Annotated in this window: 19 protein-coding genes; 6 read left to right on the top strand and 13 right to left on the bottom strand. The window is 61.9% G+C overall.

Translation table 11 applies throughout. The features are described from left to right. Window positions 1-33: 33 nt before the first annotated feature. From ftsH to folD, 5 genes are all read left to right on the top strand, one after another. Window positions 34-1,947: an ATP-dependent zinc metalloprotease FtsH gene (gene ftsH / locus SM765_RS07230; RefSeq protein ID WP_065272678.1), complete on the top strand. Its 1,914-nt coding sequence runs from the start codon at window positions 34-36 to the stop codon at window positions 1,945-1,947. A gap of 218 nt (window positions 1,948-2,165) precedes the next feature. After that, window positions 2,166-2,741, top strand: a complete 576-nt coding sequence (locus tag SM765_RS07235) for an MOSC domain-containing protein (RefSeq protein ID WP_274834511.1) — start codon at window positions 2,166-2,168, stop codon at window positions 2,739-2,741. Between the two features lie 187 nt (window positions 2,742-2,928). Next, a complete protein-coding gene (locus SM765_RS07240; RefSeq protein WP_274837641.1) occupies window positions 2,929-4,605 on the top strand; it encodes a formate--tetrahydrofolate ligase in 1,677 nt (558 codons plus the stop codon). 63 nt (window positions 4,606-4,668) lie between these two features. After that, complete coding sequence (locus SM765_RS07245; protein WP_065272680.1) at window positions 4,669-4,974, top strand: chorismate mutase; 306 nt, start codon at window positions 4,669-4,671, stop codon at window positions 4,972-4,974. Window positions 4,975-5,020: 46 nt separating this feature from the next. After that, the gene (folD, locus tag SM765_RS07250; RefSeq protein ID WP_274837642.1) at window positions 5,021-5,923 is read left to right on the top strand and encodes a bifunctional methylenetetrahydrofolate dehydrogenase/methenyltetrahydrofolate cyclohydrolase FolD; all 903 of its coding nucleotides are present in this window, start codon (window positions 5,021-5,023) and stop codon (window positions 5,921-5,923) included. Between the two features lie 90 nt (window positions 5,924-6,013). Here folD and SM765_RS07255 read toward each other — a convergent pair whose 3' ends face one another. The 4 genes from SM765_RS07255 to SM765_RS07270 form a co-directional block, all read right to left on the bottom strand. Then, window positions 6,014-6,424: a PaaI family thioesterase gene (locus SM765_RS07255; RefSeq protein ID WP_274831308.1), complete on the bottom strand. Its 411-nt coding sequence runs from the start codon at window positions 6,422-6,424 to the stop codon at window positions 6,014-6,016. A gap of 75 nt (window positions 6,425-6,499) precedes the next feature. Next, window positions 6,500-7,156, bottom strand: coding sequence for a ligase-associated DNA damage response endonuclease PdeM (gene pdeM, locus SM765_RS07260; protein WP_274837700.1), 657 nt, complete (start codon window positions 7,154-7,156; stop codon window positions 6,500-6,502). Window positions 7,157-7,182: 26 nt separating this feature from the next. Further along, complete coding sequence (locus SM765_RS07265) at window positions 7,183-9,609, bottom strand: ligase-associated DNA damage response DEXH box helicase (RefSeq protein ID WP_274837643.1); 2,427 nt, start codon at window positions 9,607-9,609, stop codon at window positions 7,183-7,185. 33 nt (window positions 9,610-9,642) lie between these two features. Next, complete coding sequence (locus tag SM765_RS07270; RefSeq protein WP_274834506.1) at window positions 9,643-10,299, bottom strand: MarR family winged helix-turn-helix transcriptional regulator; 657 nt, start codon at window positions 10,297-10,299, stop codon at window positions 9,643-9,645. 131 nt (window positions 10,300-10,430) lie between these two features. Between SM765_RS07270 and SM765_RS07275 the strand changes: the two genes are divergently transcribed. After that, the gene (locus SM765_RS07275; RefSeq protein WP_274834505.1) at window positions 10,431-11,951 is read left to right on the top strand and encodes an MFS transporter; all 1,521 of its coding nucleotides are present in this window, start codon (window positions 10,431-10,433) and stop codon (window positions 11,949-11,951) included. A 58-nt stretch (window positions 11,952-12,009) separates the two neighbouring features. Here SM765_RS07275 and SM765_RS07280 read toward each other — a convergent pair whose 3' ends face one another. The 9 genes from SM765_RS07280 to SM765_RS07320 all read right to left on the bottom strand — a co-directional run bounded on the left by SM765_RS07280 (window position 12,010) and on the right by SM765_RS07320 (window position 21,007). Continuing rightward, window positions 12,010-13,317: a DUF8689 domain-containing protein gene (locus SM765_RS07280; protein ID WP_274834504.1), complete on the bottom strand. Its 1,308-nt coding sequence runs from the start codon at window positions 13,315-13,317 to the stop codon at window positions 12,010-12,012. Window positions 13,318-13,510: 193 nt separating this feature from the next. Further along, the gene (locus SM765_RS07285) at window positions 13,511-14,032 is read right to left on the bottom strand and encodes a prepilin peptidase (protein WP_274831303.1); all 522 of its coding nucleotides are present in this window, start codon (window positions 14,030-14,032) and stop codon (window positions 13,511-13,513) included. Window positions 14,033-14,035: 3 nt separating this feature from the next. Continuing rightward, the gene (locus SM765_RS07290; RefSeq protein WP_274837644.1) at window positions 14,036-14,887 is read right to left on the bottom strand and encodes a tetratricopeptide repeat protein; all 852 of its coding nucleotides are present in this window, start codon (window positions 14,885-14,887) and stop codon (window positions 14,036-14,038) included. Window positions 14,888-14,928: 41 nt separating this feature from the next. Next, window positions 14,929-15,543 (bottom strand): tetratricopeptide repeat protein, encoded by a 615-nt coding sequence (locus SM765_RS07295; RefSeq protein ID WP_490363102.1) that lies wholly within the window; start codon window positions 15,541-15,543, stop codon window positions 14,929-14,931. Between the two features lie 2 nt (window positions 15,544-15,545). Beyond that, window positions 15,546-16,526: a type II secretion system F family protein gene (locus SM765_RS07300; protein ID WP_274831302.1), complete on the bottom strand. Its 981-nt coding sequence runs from the start codon at window positions 16,524-16,526 to the stop codon at window positions 15,546-15,548. 10 nt (window positions 16,527-16,536) lie between these two features. Further along, window positions 16,537-17,505 carry a type II secretion system F family protein gene (locus SM765_RS07305; protein ID WP_065272688.1) on the bottom strand — a complete coding sequence of 323 codons (969 nt, stop codon included), beginning with the start codon at window positions 17,503-17,505 and terminating at the stop codon, window positions 16,537-16,539. Then, on the bottom strand, window positions 17,505-18,965 hold the full coding sequence (locus SM765_RS07310) for a TadA family conjugal transfer-associated ATPase (protein WP_065272689.1): 1,461 nt from the start codon (window positions 18,963-18,965) through the stop codon (window positions 17,505-17,507). The genes SM765_RS07305 and SM765_RS07310 overlap by 1 nt, the downstream gene beginning before the upstream one ends. 26 nt (window positions 18,966-18,991) lie before the next feature. Continuing rightward, complete coding sequence (locus SM765_RS07315) at window positions 18,992-20,230, bottom strand: CpaE/TadZ family protein (RefSeq protein ID WP_274834501.1); 1,239 nt, start codon at window positions 20,228-20,230, stop codon at window positions 18,992-18,994. Between the two features lie 147 nt (window positions 20,231-20,377). After that, window positions 20,378-21,007, bottom strand: coding sequence for an OmpA family protein (locus tag SM765_RS07320; protein WP_274834500.1), 630 nt, complete (start codon window positions 21,005-21,007; stop codon window positions 20,378-20,380). Window positions 21,008-21,017 lie beyond the last annotated feature (10 nt).

A 21,017-nucleotide genomic window follows, 5' to 3' on the forward strand; every position in this document is an offset into this window, starting at 1 on the left:
CTACGCGTCGCCTCGAATATTGGGAGATTTTCCTTGGGTAATGCACGCAATATCGCCTTCTGGGTCGTTCTGTTTCTGCTGATCCTCGCGCTGTTCAATTTGTTCAGCGGGTCGGGCAGCACCATGCAGAGCCGTGAGCGCACCTATTCCGACTTTGTCGCCGCTGTCGAAGGCGGGCAGGTCAGCACCGTCACCCTTGACGGGGAGCAGGTTCGTTTCACCACATCCGATGGCCAGAGCTATGTCACCATCAAGCCGGGGGACGCGGAAGTCACCTCGATGCTGATCGAGAACAACATCCCGGTGCGGGCTGAGAAACAGCAGCAGTCGGGTTTCCAGTCGTTCCTGATCACATTGCTGCCCTTCCTGCTGCTGATCGGTGTCTGGGTCTATTTCATGAACCGGATGCAGGGCGGAGGCAAAGGCGGCGCCATGGGCTTTGGCAAGTCCAAGGCGAAGATGCTGACCGAGAAACACGGTCGCGTCACCTTTGACGATGTTGCCGGTATCGATGAAGCCAAGGAAGAGCTGGAAGAGATCGTGGAATTCCTGCGCAACCCGCAGAAATTCTCGCGTCTTGGTGGCAAGATCCCCAAGGGTGCGCTGCTGGTGGGCCCTCCGGGTACTGGTAAGACGCTGCTGGCCCGCGCGATTGCGGGCGAGGCTGGCGTTCCCTTCTTCACCATCTCCGGTTCGGACTTTGTTGAAATGTTCGTCGGTGTCGGTGCATCCCGTGTGCGCGACATGTTCGAACAGGCGAAAAAGAACGCGCCTTGCATCGTGTTCATCGACGAAATCGACGCCGTGGGCCGCCATCGTGGCGCCGGCTATGGCGGCGGTAACGACGAGCGCGAACAGACGCTGAACCAGCTGCTGGTCGAGATGGACGGTTTTGAAGCCAACGAAGGCGTGATCATCCTGGCGGCGACCAACCGAAAGGACGTTCTGGACCCCGCGCTGCTGCGTCCGGGCCGCTTTGACCGTAACGTCACCGTCGGTAACCCCGACATCAAGGGCCGCGAAAAGATCCTCGGCGTGCACGCACGCAAGACCTCGCTGGGCCCCGATGTGGATATGCGCATCATCGCGCGCGGTACCCCGGGCTTCTCTGGTGCGGATCTGGCGAACCTCGTGAACGAGGCTGCGCTGATGGCCGCCCGGGTCGGTCGCCGCTTTGTCACGATGGAAGACTTTGAGAACGCCAAGGACAAGGTGATGATGGGCGCCGAGCGTCGCTCGATGGTGCTGACGGCGGATCAGAAGGAAAAGACCGCCTATCACGAGGCGGGCCACGCTGTTGTCGGCCTGAAGCTGCCCGAGTGTGATCCGGTCTATAAGGCGACGATCATTCCGCGCGGCGGTGCCCTGGGCATGGTTGTCAGCCTGCCCGAGATGGATCGCCTGAACTGGCACAAGGATGAGTGCGAGCAGAAGCTGGCGATGACCATGGCGGGTAAGGCCGCCGAAATCATCAAATACGGTGAAGGCCACGTTTCGAACGGCCCGGCCGGCGACATCCAGCAGGCCAGCCAGCTGGCCCGCGCCATGGTGATGCGCTGGGGCATGTCCGAAAAGGTCGGCAATATCGATTATGCCGAGGCGCACGAAGGTTACAGTGGCAACACCACCGGCTTCTCTGTTTCCGCCCATACCAAGGAGCTGATCGAGGAAGAGGTACGCGAGTTCATCCAGATGGGCTATGATCGCGCCTTCAAGATCCTGACCGATCATCACGACGAATGGGAACGTCTGGCGCAGGGTCTGCTCGAGTACGAAACCCTGACCGGCGATGAGATCAAGCGCGTCATGGGTGGCGAGCCGCCGCATTCTGGAGAGGACGAAGGCGACGATACCGATCAGGGTAGTGCCTCGGTCACCGCAGTGCCCAAGGCCAAGCCGAAGAAAACCCCGCCCGAGGGCGGCATGGAGCCGGAACCGTCTTCCTGAGGCGCTTCCTGAATTTGAAAGGCCCGGTCTTTGACCGGGTCTTTTTCTTTGCAGCAGTGGGCATTTGTTTGGACTGGGCCAGTTGGGGTGGGGATGGCGCTGGGTAAAGCCCATGGTTCTCTCTGGCGGTTCGGGGCTTAGCGTGTATGGTTCGGCACAAGCGCTGTGCCCTGCGAAAGCGGTAGTGCAAAGCGGATGAAGTACAGGGGAGCCTTCACATGCCAGTCTTGCGCGAAACCGAATTCACCGGAGAGATTGTCTGGATGGGACAGGTTCCGGCAGGAGAGGGGCTTGCAGCGATTCCACAGCAGACGCTGGACCTCGGCTTTGACGGCATTGCGGGGGAGCGTCATGAGGGCAGTTTGCGTTCCTCCTGCGTGCGGGTGAAGAACCTCTATCCCACCGGCACTGAAATCCGCAACGTGCGCCAGCTGACCATTCTCTCTGAGGAAGAGCTGGTCCTGATTGCCGCGGATATGGGGCTGGAGCAGATCGACCCGGCCTGGCTGGGTGCCAGCCTGGTGCTGCGCGGTATTCCCGATTTCACCTTCATCCCGCCCAGTTCCCGGCTGCAGGGGCCGGATGGCACTACCCTGACCGTGGATATGGAGAATCGCCCCTGCGTGCTGCCGGGGCGCGAGATCGAAAAGGATCATGGCGGTTACGGCGCGAAATTCAAACCTGCGGCGAAAAACCGACGGGGAATCACCGCCTGGGTAGAACGTCCGGGGCGGCTCTCAATCGGGGATGCTCTGACGGTTTTTGTGCCGGATCAGCGCGCCTGGGCGCCCTGAAGCCGCGCCCGAAAGGAACAATGCGTTCCTTTCGGACACTCGAAGTTCCGATCGAATTCGCCCTACGCCGCTTCAAGACACGATAATGTCGGAAATCACGCGCGCCATTTGCCGCAGTCTGGCTAAGTCTTGGTCAACTCCGGCCCGCGAGCCGGTCAACGGACAGAAACAGGTCAGGAACCAGGCCATGAGCTACAAGAGTGACATCGAAATCGCGCGCGAAGCGAAGAAGCTCCCCATTCAGGACATCGGCAGCAAGCTGGGCATGTCGCATGACGATCTGCTGCCCTACGGCCACGACAAGGCCAAGGTGAGCCAGTCCTTCATCAACTCGGTGCAGGATAAACCCGATGGAAAGCTGATCCTGGTGACCGCGATCAACCCAACCCCGGCGGGCGAAGGCAAGACCACCACCACCGTGGGCCTGGGCGATGGTCTGAACAAGATCGGCAAGAACGCCATGGTCTGTATCCGCGAAGCCTCGCTTGGCCCGAACTTCGGCATGAAGGGCGGCGCCGCTGGTGGTGGCTACGCGCAGGTCGTGCCGATGGAGGACATGAACCTCCACTTCACCGGTGACTTCCACGCGATCACCTCGGCACACTCGCTGCTGAGCGCGATGATCGACAACCACATCTACTGGGGCAACGAGCAGGAAATCGACATCCGCCGCGTCCAGTGGCGCCGCGTTGTCGACATGAACGACCGGGCCCTGCGCCAGATCAACGTCTCCCTCGGCGGTGTTGCCAACGGGTTCCCGCGCGAAGGTGGTTTCGACATCACCGTGGCCTCCGAAGTGATGGCGATCCTGTGCCTGGCCAACGACCTGCAGGATCTGGAAAAGCGTCTGGGCGCCATGATCGTGGCCTATCGCCGCGACCGCAGCCCGGTTTATTGCCGTGATATCAAGGCAGAAGGTGCCATGGCGGTGCTGCTGAAGGACGCAATGCAGCCGAACCTGGTGCAGACGCTGGAAAACAACCCGGCCTTTGTTCATGGCGGTCCCTTCGCCAACATCGCGCACGGCTGTAACTCTGTCATCGCGACCAAGACCGCGATGAAAGTTGCTGATTACGTGGTGACCGAAGCGGGATTTGGTGCGGACCTCGGCGCCGAGAAGTTCATGAACATCAAGTGCCGCAAGGCCGGTATCGCACCCGACTGTGTTGTGCTGGTGGCCACTGTGCGCGCGATGAAGATGAACGGTGGCGTGGCCAAGGCAGATCTTGGTGCCGAAAACGTCGAAGCGGTGATGGAAGGCTGCGCCAACCTCGGCCGTCACATCGGCAACCTGAAATCCTTTGGTGTGCCGGTTGTCGTCGCGATCAACCACTTTGTCACCGACACCGATGCGGAAATCCAGGCGGTCAAGGACTACGTGGAAACCCAGGGCTCCGAAGCGATCCTGTCGCGTCACTGGGAGCTGGGTTCGGAAGGCTCTGCCGATCTGGCCCGCCGCGTCGCGGAAATCGCCGACAGCGGCGTCAGCCAGTTCGCACCGCTCTACAACGATGAGCTGACCCTTTTTGAGAAGATCGAGCGCATCGCCAAGGGCATCTACCGCGCCGACGAAGTGCTGGCCGACAAGAAGATCCGCGATCAGCTGAAACTCTGGGAAGATCAGGGCTATGGCAACCTGCCGGTCTGCATGGCGAAGACCCAGTACAGCTTCTCGACCGATCCCAACCTGCGCGGCGCGCCCACCGGCCACTCGGTCCCGGTGCGTGAGGTCCGCCTCTCTGCGGGCGCCGGGTTTGTCGTGGTTGTCTGCGGTGAGATCATGACCATGCCGGGCCTGCCCCGCACCCCTGCGGCGGAAAACATCCATCTGAATGCCGAAGGGCAGATCGAAGGCTTGTTCTAAGGCGCAAATTGCGCAATCTGCGGCCCGGGGACCTATTCCCGGGCCGTAGGAGTTTTTGTGACGATGACCAATCCGAAACCACCGCAGGACTGCGCCGATATGGGAGAGTTGCGCGCCGCGATTGATGCGCTCGATGTGGCACTGGTCAGGATGCTGCGGGCGCGGGCGGATTATATCGACCGGGCAGTGGAGCTGAAGCAGGTGAATGGCTGGCCCGCACGGATCCCGGCCCGTGTTGAGGAGGTTGTGGTCAACGCCTGCCGCACCGCCGAGGCCGAGGGGCTCGATCCTGCTCTGGTCGAAGGTATCTGGCGCGATATGGTGGATTGGTCGATTTCGCGCGAGGCGCGAGAGATCCCCGAGACATGAGCGCGAGGCCGCATCTGGTCTTGCAGCCCTGAGAAGGAACGAAGCGATGGCAGCAAATATCATTGACGGCAAGGCCTTTGCGGCCAAGGTCCGCGGTCAGGTCGGCGAACATGTGGCGCGCCTGAAGGAAGAGCACGGTATCACCCCCGGTCTGGCGGTTGTGCTGGTGGGCGAGGATCCGGCGAGCCAGGTCTATGTCCGCTCCAAGGGCAAGCAGACCGTCGAGGTCGGCATGAACTCCTACGAGCACAAGCTGGAGGCGGATACCTCTGAGGCCGACCTGCTGGCGCTGATCGACCAGCTGAACAATGATCCCGCCGTGCATGGTATTCTGGTGCAGCTGCCGCTGCCCGGCCATCTGGACGAGGATCTGGTAATCAATGCCATCGACCCGGCCAAGGACGTGGACGGCTTCCATATTTCCAACGTGGGTCTTTTGGGCACCGGCCAGAAATCCATGGTGCCCTGCACGCCGCTGGGCTGTCTGATGATGCTGCGTGATTATCACGGCAGCCTGTCGGGCATGGATGCGGTGGTGATCGGCCGCTCCAACATCGTCGGCAAACCCATGGCGCAGCTGCTGCTGGGGGACAGCTGCACCGTGACCATCGCGCATAGCCGCACCAAGGATCTGCCCGAGGTAGTGCGCCGCGCCGATATCGTGGTGGCCGCCGTCGGGCGCCCGGAAATGGTGCCGGGTGACTGGATCAAGGAAGGCGCTACTGTGATCGACGTGGGCATCAACCGCATCGACGCCCCGGAAAAGGGCGAAGGCAAGACCCGCCTCGTGGGTGACGTGCATTTCGAAAGCGCCGCGGCCCGCGCCGGTGCCATCACCCCGGTGCCGGGTGGTGTCGGTCCGATGACCATCGCTTGCTTGTTGGCCAACACGGTCACCGCCTGCTGCCGGGCCAACGGTCTGGCAGAGCCGGAAGGTCTGACCGCCTGATTGCTTTGATACTCTGACGCTTTTGTCAGCTGCACCCGCCGGACTGTTTCGGCGGGTGTTTTGCTGTTTGGTCTCTGGTGGGGCAGGATTTTACTTGGCGACCGGCACCATGGTGCCTTGCAGGATCGCCACCAGCTTTTCTTCCTCACCGGTGATGGCATGGACTTCGCAGGTTGCCACGACCAGCCGCCGTCCGGGTTTCACCACGGTGCCGGTGGCCCGCAGGCGATCCCCAGCGCCGGGCGCCAGCAGGTTGATCTTGATCTCTGCGGTCATCACTTCCTGATCCTCGGGCATCAGGGACAGCGCCGCGTATCCTGCTGCGGTATCGCCGATGGCAAAGGTCAACGCCGCGTGGGCGACGCCATGCTGTTGCAGGCTGCTGGGCAGGATGGGGGCGGAGACCACCACCTTGCCCGGCGCTACGGAATCCAGCGTGGCGCCAAGGGTTTGCATCATGCTTTGGCGGGCGAAACTGTCTGATATGCGATCTGTGCTCATACCGCGATCATACGGCCTGCAGGGACCGGTGGGAACAAGACGTTGCGTTAGCGGGGCCGGTCTAGCTGGGCCAACCTAGCGAGGCATTGGGCAGGGCAGGGGTTTTGGTCCGGTCAGGATCGCAATCGCTTCTGGAGCCATCAGTCCCGCGAGGGCAGGATCACTGCTGCGCAGCCCACCGGTATAGGTGCCAAAGGCGGGCAGGATCAGTCGGGTGCGATCCAGCAGAAAGGCGGGGCGGGCACTGCCCCGGCGTAGCCGCGCCTTGGGGTGGTAATGGCCTGAGATCTCTCCTGCTTCGGCGTCACCCTCGGCAATATGGCGAAAGGTGAGCGGTCCAAGGCGCATCTCGGTGCAGGAGCGACCGCCAAATCCCGTAGGGCCCGGATCGTGGTTGCCCTCCACCCAGATCCAGTCCTGTGCGGCGATCAGGCTGCGCAGGTCCTGCACGTCCTCTGGAGGCAGCGCCTGGGCGGCGGCCAGATCGTCGAAACTGTCGCCTAGGCACAGCACTGTCTCGGGCCGCAGCTGCCGGATCAGCTTCGCCAGCCGCGCCAGTGTATCGCGGGTCTCATACGGGGGCAGGGGCGCACCACCGCGCCGCAGGTGACGTTCGGATTTGCCCATATGCAGGTCCGAGACACAAAGCAGTCGCCGCTCTGCCCACCAGAGCGCGCCGCTGCCAAGCGCGGTGAGCCGTGCGCCTGCCAGTGTGAAATCATAGCCGACCAAGGCGCCCTGAGATCCTGCCGGATCGTTCATGGATCCAGCTCCGCGAGGCCCGAGGTGCGCATCAGTTCTTCGGCTTCGCGCTCCAGAAGTTTCTGTGCTCCAGCGCCCTGAACCGGCACCTTTCCCATTTCCAACAGCAAGGGCGCGGCCAGCGGGCTGATCCGTTTCAGCCGCCGCAGGGTCACGCGGCCCCGGATGCGGTCGGCCATTTCCTCGATACGGGCACAATCCACCAGCCCGCTTAGCGCTTCGTCGCGGGTGATATCCAGCAGCAGGTGACCGGGATCGTATTTGCGCAGCGTGTCATAAAGGATATCGGACGAAAACGTCGCCTGCCGCCCGGATTTGCGGGCGCCGGGGCTGTTGCGTTCGATCAGCCCGGCGATGGTGGCCGCGCCGCGAAAGGCGCGTTTCATCACAGCATTTTCGGCCAGCCAGCGCTCCAGCCCGTCGCGCAGGGCGTCGGCCTCCAGCAAGGGCGCGGGGTCGGTTAGCTCGGCAAGGCCCCAGATCAGCGTGGCGTAATCTGTGGCGACAAAGCCCAGCGGATCAAGGCCCAGCTCCTCCATCCGTTTGGTCACCAGCAGCCCCAGCGTCTGCTGAGCGTTGCGTCCGGCAAAGCCATAGAGACAGGTATGTTCCCGGCCCTGATGCGGAAAGCTTTCGATCAGCATCTGCCCGGCGCGCGGCAATTCGGATACCTGGCGCTGCAGGTCCAGCCAGTCGGCGGTGTGGGCGGGCAGATCGGGCCAGTGGCCGCGCGCCAGAAGGTCCAGAATGCCCTGGCTCAATTGGGTGGAGGTGGCGAATTTGGTGCCCGAGAACACGGCGATCTTCGGCTTGCGGCCCCGGTCGCGGCTAACTTCCACTGTCATTTCGCGCAAGGATTCATAGCGCACGATCTGGCCACCGATCAGGAAGGTATCGCCGGGGGTCAATGTGGCGGCAAAGGCCTCTTCGATCTCGCCCAGCGGCTTGCCGCCGCGGCTGTGTTTCATCCGCACCTTCAGAAGGTCGGCGTCCTGAATGGTGCCGATATTCATGCGGATGCGGGCCGCCGCACGCGGATCGCGCAGCTGCCACAGGCCGTCCGGGCGCTGCAGCAGGCGCTGCCATTGGTCATAGGCGCGCAAGGCGTAACCACCGGTGGCGCAGAAATCGAGACAGGCATCGAATTCCGCGCGGCTGAGGGCGGCATAGGCGCCTGTGCTGATGACCTCGGCGAAAAGCGCATCGGCATCAAACGGCCCCGCGCAGGCGGTGATCAGGATATGCTGGCACAGTACATCGCGCGGTCCCGGTGGGCGTGGATCGCCATCAAGCCTGCCTGCCTGCACCGCCTCCAGCGCGGCGTGGCATTCGATCACTTCAAACCGGTTGGCGGGCACCAGAAGCGCTTTGGACGGGGCGTTGTAGCGGTGGTTGGCGCGCCCGATGCGTTGCACCAGCCGTTTGACGTTCTTTGGGGCGCCGATCTGGATCACCAGATCCACGTTGCCCCAGTCGATGCCCAGATCCAGCGAGCCGGTACAGACCACGGCGCGCAGCTCTCCGGCGACCATCGCGGCCTCGACCCGCTCGCGCTGCGCCCGGTCGAGCGAGCCGTGATGAATGGCGATGGGCAACGCGTCTTCATTGGCAAGCCACAGGTTGTGAAAGAAGATTTCCGCCTGTGCCCGGGTGTTGTGAAAGATCAGCGTGGTCTGATGGGCGCGGATCTGTTCCAGCACGGCAGGGATCGCATAGGCCGCGCCGCCCCCCGCCCAGGGCGGTGCCTCACTCGTGTGCAACATGGCGATATCGGGGGCGGGGCCGGGATCAGCCAGCACGATATCGCAGGGGTCCGGATGGCGCGCCAGATAGCGGGCGATGGCGGCGGGATCATCCACCGTGGCCGAAAGGCCCACCCGGCGCAGATCCGGGCAAAGGCTTTGCAGCCGCGCCAGCGCCAGCATCAGCTGATCACCGCGTTTGCTTTCGGCGAGAGCGTGGATTTCGTCGATGACGATGCGCCGCAGCCCGCCAAAGGTGCGGGCGGCATCCCCGTAAGAGACCATCAGCGCCAGGCTTTCGGGGGTGGTCAGCAGGATATGCGGTGGGTCGGCGCGCTGGCATTTGCGGCGCGATTGCGGGGTGTCGCCGGTGCGGTCGTCAATCCGGATCGGCAGTCCCATTTCCTCGACCGGCGTGCGCAGGTTGCGTTTGATATCCGCCGCCAGCGCCTTGAGTGGTGAGACATAGAGCGTGTGCAGACCTTCGTGGCTGCCGTCCGCCAGCTCGATTAGCGTCGGTAGGAAACCGGCCATCGTCTTGCCGCCGCCGGTGGGGGCGATCAGCAGCGTGGCGGGATCGGTGGCACGGTCCAGCATGTCCTGCTGATGCGGATGGATGGACCAGCCCCGGGCGCTGAACCAGTCCAGGATCCGGGGCGGCAAGGCGGCGGTGCTATCCATAAAGGTTCCGTTTGGGGCGGCGTGGGCAGGGCGTCAGGAGGCGCCGGGGACCTGCGCCAGCCGTGCGCTGATGGCGTTGATCTCGTCCGGGAAACGGTTGTTGCCGATATCCCCGGCTTCTTCGGTCCAGGTGACGAACCGTTCGAACAGGGGGACAAATAGGGCGAGTTCCTCTTCGCTCCAGCCCGACAGGAATTCGCCAAGAACAAGGAACTTGAACTGGCGCACGGCTTCGATGATGGCGGTGCCCCGTTCCGTCAGCTCGACCAGAGTGCGGCGGGCGTCGCGCTGGCTGACGGTGCGCCGGGCCAGCCCCCGAGCGATCAGGTCGCTGGTGAGGCGGGAGGCCCGCGACGGGTCGATGCGCAGGCGCGCGGCAACGGTGGAGACCATGACCTCTTCCTCGGCATCGTCGCTGCCAAAGGTACTCGCCGGGGCCCAGATCGCCATCATCACGTCAAGCTGGGCCAGATCGACCTCCTCGGCCAGCCCAAAGGCCGCCAGCGCCGCCGAGCCAAGCTCGCGCTTGTTCACCCGGCGCCGCCACTGTTGCAGCACGTCGTCAATCTCCAGCGCTGCCGTGCTGGTGCGGCTGTCAATCCCGGCCTGTTCCAGGAAATTCGTCAGTTCGGTGTTGCGCCCGGCTATGGTTCCATCCTCCAGGAGGTCGTCGGCCCGGGGGGCTGACAAAATTACATGCTGTTGACATGTAAATGACGTCGTCATACATGTGCTATTATCAGATGACCTGTTTCAGGGCCGAACGCAATGCAACTGCGGAGCGGCCACCTTTCAAATCAAGCCAGAGCAAGGATTATCACGTGAGCGGACCGATCCCAAGCACCCCCGGAGCCCTGAACGACAGAGAGCTGAAGCTGATGATCGGCGCGGTGGCCTCTGTTTTGTTCATTGCCTCGCTGGGTCAGACGGTGGTGACGACGGCGCTGCCCACGATCCTGAGCGAGCTGGGCGGATTGTCGCAGATCACCTGGGTCATTACCGCCTATCTGATGGCGGCGACCGTCGGGGCGCCGGTCTGTGGCAAGCTGGGCGACCTGTTCGGGCGCAAGCCGGTGATGCAGGGCGGCATCGTGGTGTTTCTTGTTGGCTCACTTATCTGCGCGCTGGCGCCGAACCTCTGGGTGCTGGTGGCGGGGCGGTTTGTACAGGGCGTTGGCGGCGGCGGGCTGATCGTCGTCTCTATGGCCACTGTCGCCGATGCTGTCCCCGCCCGCGAGCGGGGCCGCTATCAGGGGATGCTGGGCAGCGTCTTTGCTGCCTCAACCGTGGTCGGCCCGCTGGCGGGGGGCTTTATCGTGCAGCATTTCGCGTGGGAGTGGCTGTTCCTGCTGAACCTGCCGCTGGGGCTGGCGGCTTTTGTGGTGTTGGCCCGTTCGCTGGCCACGGTGCCGACCGGGCGGCGACCGTCGATTGACTATGCCGGCGGGTTGAGCCTGTCGCTGCTGCTTTCACTTGCGGTCATCTCAGCGAGCCTTGGCGGCTCTACCCTGCCCTGGAGCAGCGCAGAGATGCAGGGGCTGTTGATCGCGACACTGGCGGCACTGGCCGTCTTTGTGATGATCGAAAGCCGAGCCAAGGAGCCGATCCTGCCGCTCCGCCTGTTCCGGATCAACAATTTCCTGGTGTCCAATGCAGTTGGGCTGATCGTTGGCTCGGCGATGTTCGGCACCATCGTGTTTGTACCCTTTTTCATGCAGGTGGTGCGGGGCATGTCGCCGGCGCTGTCGGGCATGTTCACCTTTCCGATGATGGTCGGGATCATCCTTGGTTCCTCCATCTCGGGGCGGATCATGGTGCGGACCGGGCGGTATCGGTGGATGCCCACCGTATCCACGCTGATCTTGGCCGGGGCGATGGCCTCCCTTGCGCAGATGGGCACCAGCACACCCGAATGGTGGATTGCGGTGTCGATGGTGCTGACCGGTCTGGGGATCGGGCCGGTGATGGCGGTTGGCGTCACTTCGATTCAGAACGCGGTGCCGCTGACCATGGTCGGCGTCGGCACCGCCAGCGCCAATATGTTCCGGATGATCGGCGGCTCTGTCGGCACGGCGGTATTTGGCGCGGTGTTTGCCGCCGGTCTGACGCGGGAACTGGGCGGCGCCCTTGGCGGTATGAACCCGCGTAGCCTCAGCAAGGATGCCATCATGGCGATGGAGCCCGGCCTGCGCGAGGCGGTGGTGACCGGCATCGCCGAGGCGCTGCACCCGGTGTTCTGGGCAGCAACGGTGCTGGCTTGCCTTGCTTGCCTGATGTCGCTGTTCCTGGCGGAAATCCCGCTGGAGGAGCGTAGCATGAGCCGGACGGCAGAAGCGGATTAGATGCCGCCAAAAGGCAGGCCGCACAGAGCCTCATCCGGGGCGTGCTGTTTGCCGCGCCTTACTTCACGATTTCCTCGTCCTCGACAAACATGTTCGCCCAGGCCCGGTCGATCAGATCGGGGCTCATCTCGTAGGGGATGCCTTCGAAATCGCAGATCGCCATCATCTGGTCGATCAGGAACACCGGCTGGTAGTTGGCGTATACGTTGTCGATGGTGGGGTATTTCGTCTTCAGGAGATGCACCAATGTGGCTTCGTCCAGGCGCATCCCTTTCTTGCGGGCCACCAGCGCAAAGATCTTGAGGAAGTTTTCCTGATCCGGACCGTCGATCTTGATCTTGAAGAAGATCCGGCGCAGCGCGGCCTGGTCAAAGATCTCGTTCGGGTGGAAGTTGGTCGAGAAGATCACCAGCGTGTCGAATGGGACCTCAAATTTCTCGCCCGATTGCAGCGCCAGGATGTCGCGCCCTTCTTCCAGTGGCACGATCCAGCGGTTGACCAGGGCCTGCGGCGGTTCTGCCTGACGGCCAAGGTCGTCGACGATGAAGATGCCGCCGGTGGATTTCAGCTGCAGCGGCGCCTGATAGGTGCGCGCGGTCGGGTTGTAGACCAGATCCAGCATCGACAGGGACAATTCGCCGCCTGTGACCACGGTGGGCCGTTCGCATTTCACATAGCGCGTGTCGAACCGGCGCGGGCGGCGCAGGGCATTGGGGTCTTCGGCTTCTTCGGGGGCCGCGGTGTGCACGATGGGGTCATAGACAGTGATAACCTGACCGGCGTATTCGATGGCGCGCGGCACGTAGACACAATCGCCCAGGGCATCGCGGATCCCGTTCGAGATCGAGGATTTCCCGTTGCCGGGCGGGCCATACATCAGGATCGACCGGCCAGCGCTGACGGCAGGGCCGAGGTGGTCCAGCAGGCTGTCGGGCAGGATCAGGTGCCCCATCGCATCGGTTAGTTGCTGCCGGGTGACCATGATGTTGCGGATCGACTGGCGTTCGACCTGTTCGCGGTAGACATCCAGAGGCACAGGCATGGCGCCGTAGTATTCGGACTGGCTGAGCGCATCGAGCGCGCGCGCGCGCCCCGCATCGGTCAGCTGATAGCCCATTTCACTACCGCTGTTGGCGTTGAGCGTGCCGGTCGCCTCCAGCAGTTTCTGTTCGCGGGCCATGTCGACCAGTTCCTGCGTCACCGGGATCGGCAGGCACAGCGCGGCGGCGATATCGCTGACCATATCCGTGTTCTTGCGGAACATGGTTTTTAGAAGGATATCGCGCATCATCACGATGGGCAGCTGCATCTGGGCAAGCCCCTTGGGCGCGGGCGGCGCCACCACGGCGCTGGTCTGCATGTTCATGTCACGGCCTGTCTGTTCATCCTGTGCCCCTGCTACGCCTCTGCCTGGCGGGGCAGGGGACAAGAGCTGCGTTGCTGACCTCACAGTCTATTCACCACTGTGGCAAGACAACGGCAATGCTGGTGCATTTCCGGGAAAGGCGTTGCAATTTGAGCTGGATTTTAGTGACCGACAGGAGGTCTCAGCTTTGGTATCAGGCGGCTGCAGGCAGGCTGCCAAACAGGGCGCCAAGGATCAGGTAGATGGCCAATGTGCCGCCAAGGCATAGGCCCATGGGAAATTTGCTGCCGACGTTCCAGCTGCGCCAGTCGGGCGCGAGCCTGCGCAGCGGTGTGTATTTCACCAGCCTATGGGTGACAAAGCCCGCAAGGAGATTGGCGGAAAAGATCATCATCACCGCTGGCAGATCAGCGAGCGCCACCAGCGGCGCGGCAGCCCCGGCGAATTTGGCATCCCCGGCGCCGATCATGCCGGCCGAATAGAACAGAAAGCCAAGGCCGATCCCGACGGGAAGATGCAGCAGCTGCCAGCCATAATCGGCCCAGGACGGCATCACGAAAAGCCCAACCACCACATAGACTGCACCCAGCGTGTCATTGATCCAGTTGGGAATGCGCATGCCGCGCAGGTCGGTCAGCGCCGCCGCATAGCACAGCGGCAGCACGAAGGGCAGGAACCACAGCGCGGCCTGGGCCGGGATGGCCAGATGGACCATGGATCAGCCGTTTTCGAGGGCTGCCAGCGAACGGGCTGCGGCCTCAAAATGCTGGGGATGGGTAGTGATGGCTTCGCGCAGCAGGTTCTCACCTGTCTTGACGTCGCCCTGCTTCACCGCCGACAGCGCCAACGTGTGCAGCAGTTGGGCGCGCTCTGTCTGATCGAGCGGGATCACCGGCAGGGTGTAATTGCGCTGGGCACCGCGGGCCAGAACCAGATTGTTCTTGGCGGTGAACAGCGAGGGATCCTGACGGATGGCGTCGCTGAACAGGCGCTCGGCCTGGGCATAGCTGCCGCGCGAGAGTTTTGAGTAACCCCAGTTGTTCATCACCTTGGCAGGCTGCGTGGTGAGGCCAGTGGCGATTTCATAGAAACTGTCGGCGCGTTTCCATTCCTTGTTGGCATCCGCCACCATCGCCTCAAGCCGATACCGGCGATAGGTTTCATGTGTTGGTGGCACTGAATCCAGCGCGGCCTTTGCGCCTTTCCAATCGCCGGTGCGGATCAGGGCGTCTGCCAGCGAGACCTTGTCTTCCACGGTCGCCTCGGGGTGGGCCGCGACTTTTTTCCAGGCGCTTGCGGCCTCGGTATTGCGTTTGGCGCGGATCATCGAAGTGGCCAGTCCGCGCTGGAAATCGATCCGGTCCGGAGCGGATTTCAGCGATTTCTGGAAGTAGTTCACCGCCTCATTCGGGTCCGCCACGGTCAGCATCACATCGTTGAGGTTGTGTTCATCGACGACGTTCACGTCCTGAAACGCCCGTTCGACGGTTTCCTTGCCATCGGGTTTTACGCAGGCCGACAGGGCCAGTGCGCCGATCAGGCATGGTGTCACAAGAATTGACTGGCGCATTTTATGCGTCCTTTTGCTGCTCTGCCTTTGCGGTCTTGGAGTCAGGGCACCTTGCCAATCCGGTAGCTGCCGCCGCCTTGCCGCATCAAAGTGTAGTCGTTTCGACTTTCGTTTTGCGGATCACTATGCGCGGAATTTTCAAGATTTTCGAGAGCCCGGCGCAAATTATCCCGGATTGCGTCACTTTCGCCATTATCCAGCGCATAGGCACGGCGCAGAATTTGTGTGGCTTCCGGAGTTTTTCCGCGCTTCATCAGGACGACGCCAAGGTTGTTCAGGGCCTCGGGCCAGTCTGGCGCGGCCTTTGTTGCGCGTCGCAGCAGGGTTTCTGCCTGACCCAGACGGCCAAGTCCCAGATTGGCCGATCCCATGCTGGACAGCACCTCGGCGGTCAGCCCGTGCTCCAGCCCGGCACGGGTAAAGGCGTCAAGGGCCAGCTCGTACTCTCCGGCATCCATCAGCCGGTGGCCGACCACCAGCCCGTCCTCGGCCTGTTTGCGGGTATCCACGCCGGGTGCCCAGGGGCTGGCGGGATCCTGATGCATAATCTGCGTATCGCAGGCCCCAACAGCAAACACCGCCATCAGCGCGGCGGCACGGATGGCGGTTTCAGAAACGTATGGGCGGTGGGGCACTGCCCTCCGCGAATTGGCCATGATCAGTTACCCATGTTGCCCATATTCAGGATGCCCTGCACCGATGGTCCGACCAGAATGATCAGCAGTGGCGGCACCGTGAGGCCCATTGTGGCAAGAGTCATTTTCACTGGCAACTTGTTTGCAGCCTCTTCGGCACGCATCACGCGTTTGTCCCGCATTTCGTCGGCATAGACCCGCAGCGCATCGGCGATCGAGGTGCCGAAGGCCTGCGATTGGATCATCACGGTGGTGAAGGAGGAAACATCCTGAACCCCGCAGCGGGTGCCCATGTCGCGCAGCACCTTTTCCCGTTCCTTGCCCGCTTTCATCTCATAGGCCACCACTTCGAACTCCTCGGCCAACGCCGGGTAAGAGGCGTGCAGTTCCTTGGCGACGCGCACGATGGACTGGTCCAGCGACTGACCTGCCTCCACGCAGACCAGCATCATGTCGAGCGCATCGGGAAAGCCTTGGGTGATCTGTTTCTTGCGCTCTTCGATACGGCGGGTGACCCAGTATTTGGGCAGCATATAGCCCGCGCCGCCGGGGCCGATGATGCGCAGTGCCAACTGCTGGCTGTCAAATTCAGTGCCGCCCTTCAGCACGAAGACATAGAACAGCCCCGCGCCAAGCCCCAGAAGACCCAGGGCAAACTGGGCAAAATGGAACAGGCGCACAGAGTCCTTTGAGGCATAGCCGGCCTGACGCAGCTTCAGCTCCATCGCCGAAAGTTCCTCGGCGTTCTGCGGCTCCAGGAAGGAGGCGAATTTCTGCAGCTGTTCGTTGCGGTTGGCCTGGCGCAGGCGTTCTTTTTGCGGTTTTGCCTGCGTTTCCGGCGCCATGTTCTTTTGCAGCTTCTTCAGCGGATCCTCAGGCTGATTGAGGATCAGCGGGATCGCCAGCAGGATCATGAACAGACCCAGAAGACCCAGCGCCAGCAGCGGACCGAAGGCGCCGAACTGATCGGTCAGAAAGCCGTTGATGTCGGACAGAATGGACATTGCGCGCTCCTCAGACCTCGATATTGGTCAGCATTTTCATCACGAACAGGTTCACGGTCAGCATGATCCCGACAAGGAAACAGGCAGGTATGAACCACGGGTGATCCAGAACATTGTCGTAATAGTTCGGATCCTTTAGAAGGATGCCCCCCAGTGCCAGGAGCGGGAAGGCAGAGAGGAACTTACCCGACCACTGCGCTTCGGCGGTGATCGCCTTCACCTTGCGGAACAGGCGGAAGCGGGCGCGGATCACTTTGGCCAGCCCGGCCAGAACCTCGGCCAGGTTGCCGCCCGATTGCTGCTGGATGGTAACGGCGACTGCCAAGAAACGCATGTCTTGCATGTCCAGCCGTTCGGCCATTTCTTTCAGCGATTCACCCACGTCGCGGCCATAGGCGGCTTCATCGGCAATCATGCCGAACTCTGAGGCAAGCGGGTCTTCGATTTCGTTCGAGACGATCTGAATGGCCGAGGTGAAAGGATGGCCGACCCGCAGCGAACGCACCATCAGTTCGACCGCGTCCGGCAGCTGTTCCTCGATCATCGCCATACGTTTGGTGGCCTTCTTGTTGACCCAGAAGAAGACGCCGCCGACGCCGATCACGATGGAGCCCAAAATGCGCACGGGGAACGGTGCAGCGGTGCCCACGCTGAGCCCGATAAAGGCGATGATGGCAACCCCGCCCATGATCATGATCAACTGCTTGGGGGTAAAGGCGATCGCTGCCTTCTGAGCCCGTTCCGCTAGCAAAGAATAAAGTGGGATGGTTTGCGATTTGCCGTGCTGTTTTAGCTCTTTACGCAGCTGTTCCAGTACCTGTTCGCGGGTATTGCCCTTCTCCATCATTTCCAGACGACGGCTGACCCGGCTGTTGAGCCGGATGGACTTGCCAAAGACGACCAGATAGATGCCTTCGACCAGCACGATGACGCCGACAAAAATCAGCCCGTAGATCAGCGGTTCGATAGGGATTTGCATCAGATCACCTCCATCCGCGTGGGCTCATAGATCGACGGCGGCAGGTCATAGCCCCACAAACGGAAGCGTTCGGAATAGTGGCTGCGTACGCCGGTGCCGGTGAAATGGCCGATGATCTTGTTTTCCGGGGTCAGCCCGACGCGTTGGAAGCGGAAGATCTCCTGCATGGAAATCACATCACCTTCCATGCCGGTGATTTCGGTGATCGAGGTCATCCGGCGCGAACCATCCTGCAGGCGTGAGGCCTGAACGATCACGTTCACCGCGCTGGCGATCTGGCTGCGCACCGCCTTGATCGGCATTTCAATCCCGGCCATGGCGATCATGTTCTCAAGCCGCGAAATCCCATCGCGGGCCGAGTTGGCGTGGATCGTGGTCATCGATCCGTCGTGGCCGGTGTTCATCGCCTGCAGCATGTCGATGACCTCTTCGCCGCGTGTTTCGCCGACGATAATTCGGTCCGGACGCATCCGAAGGGCGTTTTTCAAACAGTCGCGCGGGGAAACCTCGCCTTTGCCTTCGACGTTTGGCGGGCGGCTTTCCATACGGCCCACGTGGGTCTGCTGCAACTGGAGTTCGGCGGTATCCTCAATGGTGAGGATGCGTTCCGAATCGTCGATAAAGCTGGACAGCGCGTTGAGCGTGGTGGTCTTGCCCGAACCGGTACCGCCCGAGACGATCACGTTCAGCCGGGTCGACACGGCAGCTTGAAGATAGGCGGCCATTTCCTCGGTGAAGGCGCCGAAGTTCACCAGATCGTCGATGCCGAGCTTGTCTTTTTTGAATTTCCGGATCGAAACCAGCGATCCGTCAACCGCAACTGGCGGGACCATGGCATTGAAACGGGAGCCATCGGCAAGGCGGGCGTCCACATAAGGGTTGGATTCATCGACCCGCCGCCCCACAGCCGAGACGATCTTGTCGATGATCCGCATCAGGTGCTTTTCATCTTTGAAGGTCACATCTGACAGCTGCAGCTTGCCGTCGCGCTCGACAAAGATCTGCTGTGGCCCATTGACCAGGATATCACTGACGGTTTCGTCCTGAAGCAGGGTTTCCAGCGGCCCCAGACCGGTGACTTCGTCATACAGCTCCTTGTTGAGCGTCATGCGATCTTCGCGGTTGAGGGCGATACCCTTTTCTTCAAGGATTTCGCCGGCGATCTGCGAGATTTCGGTGCGCAATTCCTTTTCGCTGGCTTTTTCAAGGGCTGCGAGGTTCAGGTTTTCCAGAAGTTCACGGTGCAGCTGCACCTTGATTTCGCCCAGCCGTTCTTTGCGCTTGCGGTCCCTGTCCGCCTGCGGCGCTTCGGCCTTGGCGCGCGTCATGGGCCGACGTAGAGAGGCGGCCGCTTTGGGCGCAGCTTCGGCGGCCGTTGGGGCAGCTGCGACAGGCGCAGCAGATGCCTGAACCGGTGCCGGACGTTTCTTGGCGGCTGGTTTTTTGTATTTCGAAAACAACTTCTATCCCCCGGTTTTGCCGCAGCCTAAGCGGCTGCGTCGGCTTCCGCCTGGCCCAGCTCGTGCAGGGATTGCGCGAGCTTCGCGATTTCCTTACGCAGTGGATTTTTTGGATTGGACAGCGCCAGCGGCAGACCGTGGTCGCAGCTTTGCAGTACAGGTTTGCCGCCGTCCGGTAGCAAGAGTTCAATCGAGATCCCGAGACTGTCTGCCATGCGTTTGACGCGACTTTTGCCGCTGAGGTCGGTGAATTTCGGCGCCCGGTTCAGCGCAAAGCGCAGCTTGTCAAACGGCAAGCCTTCGGATTGCAGCGCCCGTTTCAGCCGCAGGGTGTTCTGGGCCGAGCGCATATCAAGCTCGACCATCGCGAAATAGACATGCGCCATGTGCAGGATGGTTTCGGACCATTGCACCAGCGTATGTGGCAGATCTACCACCACGAAATCGAAATGGCTGCGGGCCATTTCGATGACCCTCTCCACGTCCTCGGGGGTGATGATCTCCAGCGGAATCATGTCCGACGGGGCGGTCAGCACCTGAAGCTTATCCTGGAAGGGGAGCAGCGCTTGTCCAAACACCTCTTCGTCCAGGCTTTCGGTTTCGCTCAGCATTTCCATCACGACTTCGCGGCGGGGCAGGTCCAGATAGGTGGAAACCGAACCGTATTGCATGTCGAAATCCAGCAGGCAGACGCGCGGTTCCTTGCTCTTGCTCAGCTCGGCCAACTCCCAGGCGAGGTTCACCGCCAGCGTGGTAGATCCGGTGCCACCGGCCAGGCCGTGGCAGGCGATCAAGGCCCCTTCGCGTCGACTGCCGCTTTTCAGCTGGTGCGGATTGGTGTCGGGTTCCGGCGGCTTGTCCTCGGCGCTGAGCCGGTCGATGGCCGCCTGCAATTCCTGTTCCGGCAAGGGGTAGGGGATGAATTCATCGGCGCCCTGGCGCAGCAGCGAATGCAGCGCTGCCGGGGTCACGTCTTCGGCGATGAGGATGACCTTGATCTCCTTGGCATGGGCCTGTGCGATGATTTCCCCCATCAGGGTCAGATCATCCTCGTCCTGGGCATCCATCGCCATGGCAACGAATTGCAGGGTTTCTGCCTCGGGCTGGGCGAAGAACGCCAGCGCCTCGGAAAACCCGAGATCGCCCCAGGCTTCACCCAGAGCTGCCTCCATGTCTTCGATCAAGAGGTCGAAATTCTGAACATCGCGACTGATCGTACAGGCAACAATTGCAGGTGTATCAGTTTGCGGCAGTCCGCTGCTCATCGCCAACATCCTCATAGTCAAAAGAAGCCGGGCCCCGGAGCGGGGCGCACCTCACCTCTTGTAGAGAATGTCCGTTAAGATCTTGACCACAATTGGACGAAAAAGCCCCAATTGTAGGGAAAAGTTAAGGGGTTTTGAGTCGGAATTTTATTCCAGATTGCTCTGCAGCGATTGCTCAGCCGTCAGCGTCGAGGCGGGAACGGCACTGGCAACATACTCGCGGTAGATGATCTGCGCATACTTGCCATCCAGCACCGTGGGATGTCGTTTCAGGAAGCCGCTGACCTCGGTCACGGTGCGGCGGTTGCGCCGTTCACGGTCCTGCGTGACGATGAGCGGCTGGGTCTCGCCATAGGATACCATTGCCTCCAGCCGGGCCCGGCTAATCCCGCGTGAAACCAGGTAGTTAACGGCGGCCTGTGCGCGGCGCCGACCAAGGCGTTTGTTATAGCTGCTGCTGCCGACGGCATCGGTATGGCCGTAAACGCGGAAGCGGACCTCGGGGAACTGTTTGATCCAGTGTGCCTGCTGGTCCAGCGTCGCGCGGGCGGCACCGTCAAGCTGGGCGCTGTCGAATTCGAAGTTGATGGTGGTCGGAACTTCCTCGGCGAACCGGCCCGCGAGCTGGATTGCGAAATCGCGCTCGCCGCTCATCACGGCAGTATTATTGGCATTGGATTGGCCAAACAGGTCACCTGACAGCGGTTTGCCCGCTTCCCGCGTTGCGCAGGCGGAAGTGGCAAGAAGCAGTGCCAGAACAGCGGATTTCTTGATCATCGGCCCCATC

Origin of the sequence: Pseudophaeobacter sp. 1A09344 (assembly GCF_041008745.1) — a bacterium.
In the GTDB taxonomy this organism is placed as follows: domain Bacteria; phylum Pseudomonadota; class Alphaproteobacteria; order Rhodobacterales; family Rhodobacteraceae; genus Phycobacter; species Phycobacter gallaeciensis_A.

Coding starts and splice junctions, on each gene's coding strand:
- SM765_RS07235 (WP_274834511.1), top strand. CDS start 2,166: ATGCCAGTCTTGCGCGAAACCGAATTCACCGGAGAGATTGTCTGGATG.
- SM765_RS07240 (WP_274837641.1), top strand. CDS start 2,929: ATGAGCTACAAGAGTGACATCGAAATCGCGCGCGAAGCGAAGAAGCTC.
- SM765_RS07245 (WP_065272680.1), top strand. CDS start 4,669: ATGACCAATCCGAAACCACCGCAGGACTGCGCCGATATGGGAGAGTTG.
- folD (WP_274837642.1), top strand. CDS start 5,021: ATGGCAGCAAATATCATTGACGGCAAGGCCTTTGCGGCCAAGGTCCGC.
- SM765_RS07255 (WP_274831308.1), bottom strand. CDS start 6,424: ATGAGCACAGATCGCATATCAGACAGTTTCGCCCGCCAAAGCATGATG.
- SM765_RS07265 (WP_274837643.1), bottom strand. CDS start 9,609: ATGGATAGCACCGCCGCCTTGCCGCCCCGGATCCTGGACTGGTTCAGC.
- SM765_RS07280 (WP_274834504.1), bottom strand. CDS start 13,317: ATGAACATGCAGACCAGCGCCGTGGTGGCGCCGCCCGCGCCCAAGGGG.
- SM765_RS07285 (WP_274831303.1), bottom strand. CDS start 14,032: ATGGTCCATCTGGCCATCCCGGCCCAGGCCGCGCTGTGGTTCCTGCCC.
- SM765_RS07290 (WP_274837644.1), bottom strand. CDS start 14,887: ATGCGCCAGTCAATTCTTGTGACACCATGCCTGATCGGCGCACTGGCC.
- SM765_RS07295 (WP_490363102.1), bottom strand. CDS start 15,543: ATGGCCAATTCGCGGAGGGCAGTGCCCCACCGCCCATACGTTTCTGAA.
- SM765_RS07300 (WP_274831302.1), bottom strand. CDS start 16,526: ATGTCCATTCTGTCCGACATCAACGGCTTTCTGACCGATCAGTTCGGC.
- SM765_RS07305 (WP_065272688.1), bottom strand. CDS start 17,505: ATGCAAATCCCTATCGAACCGCTGATCTACGGGCTGATTTTTGTCGGC.
- SM765_RS07315 (WP_274834501.1), bottom strand. CDS start 20,230: ATGAGCAGCGGACTGCCGCAAACTGATACACCTGCAATTGTTGCCTGT.
- SM765_RS07320 (WP_274834500.1), bottom strand. CDS start 21,007: ATGATCAAGAAATCCGCTGTTCTGGCACTGCTTCTTGCCACTTCCGCC.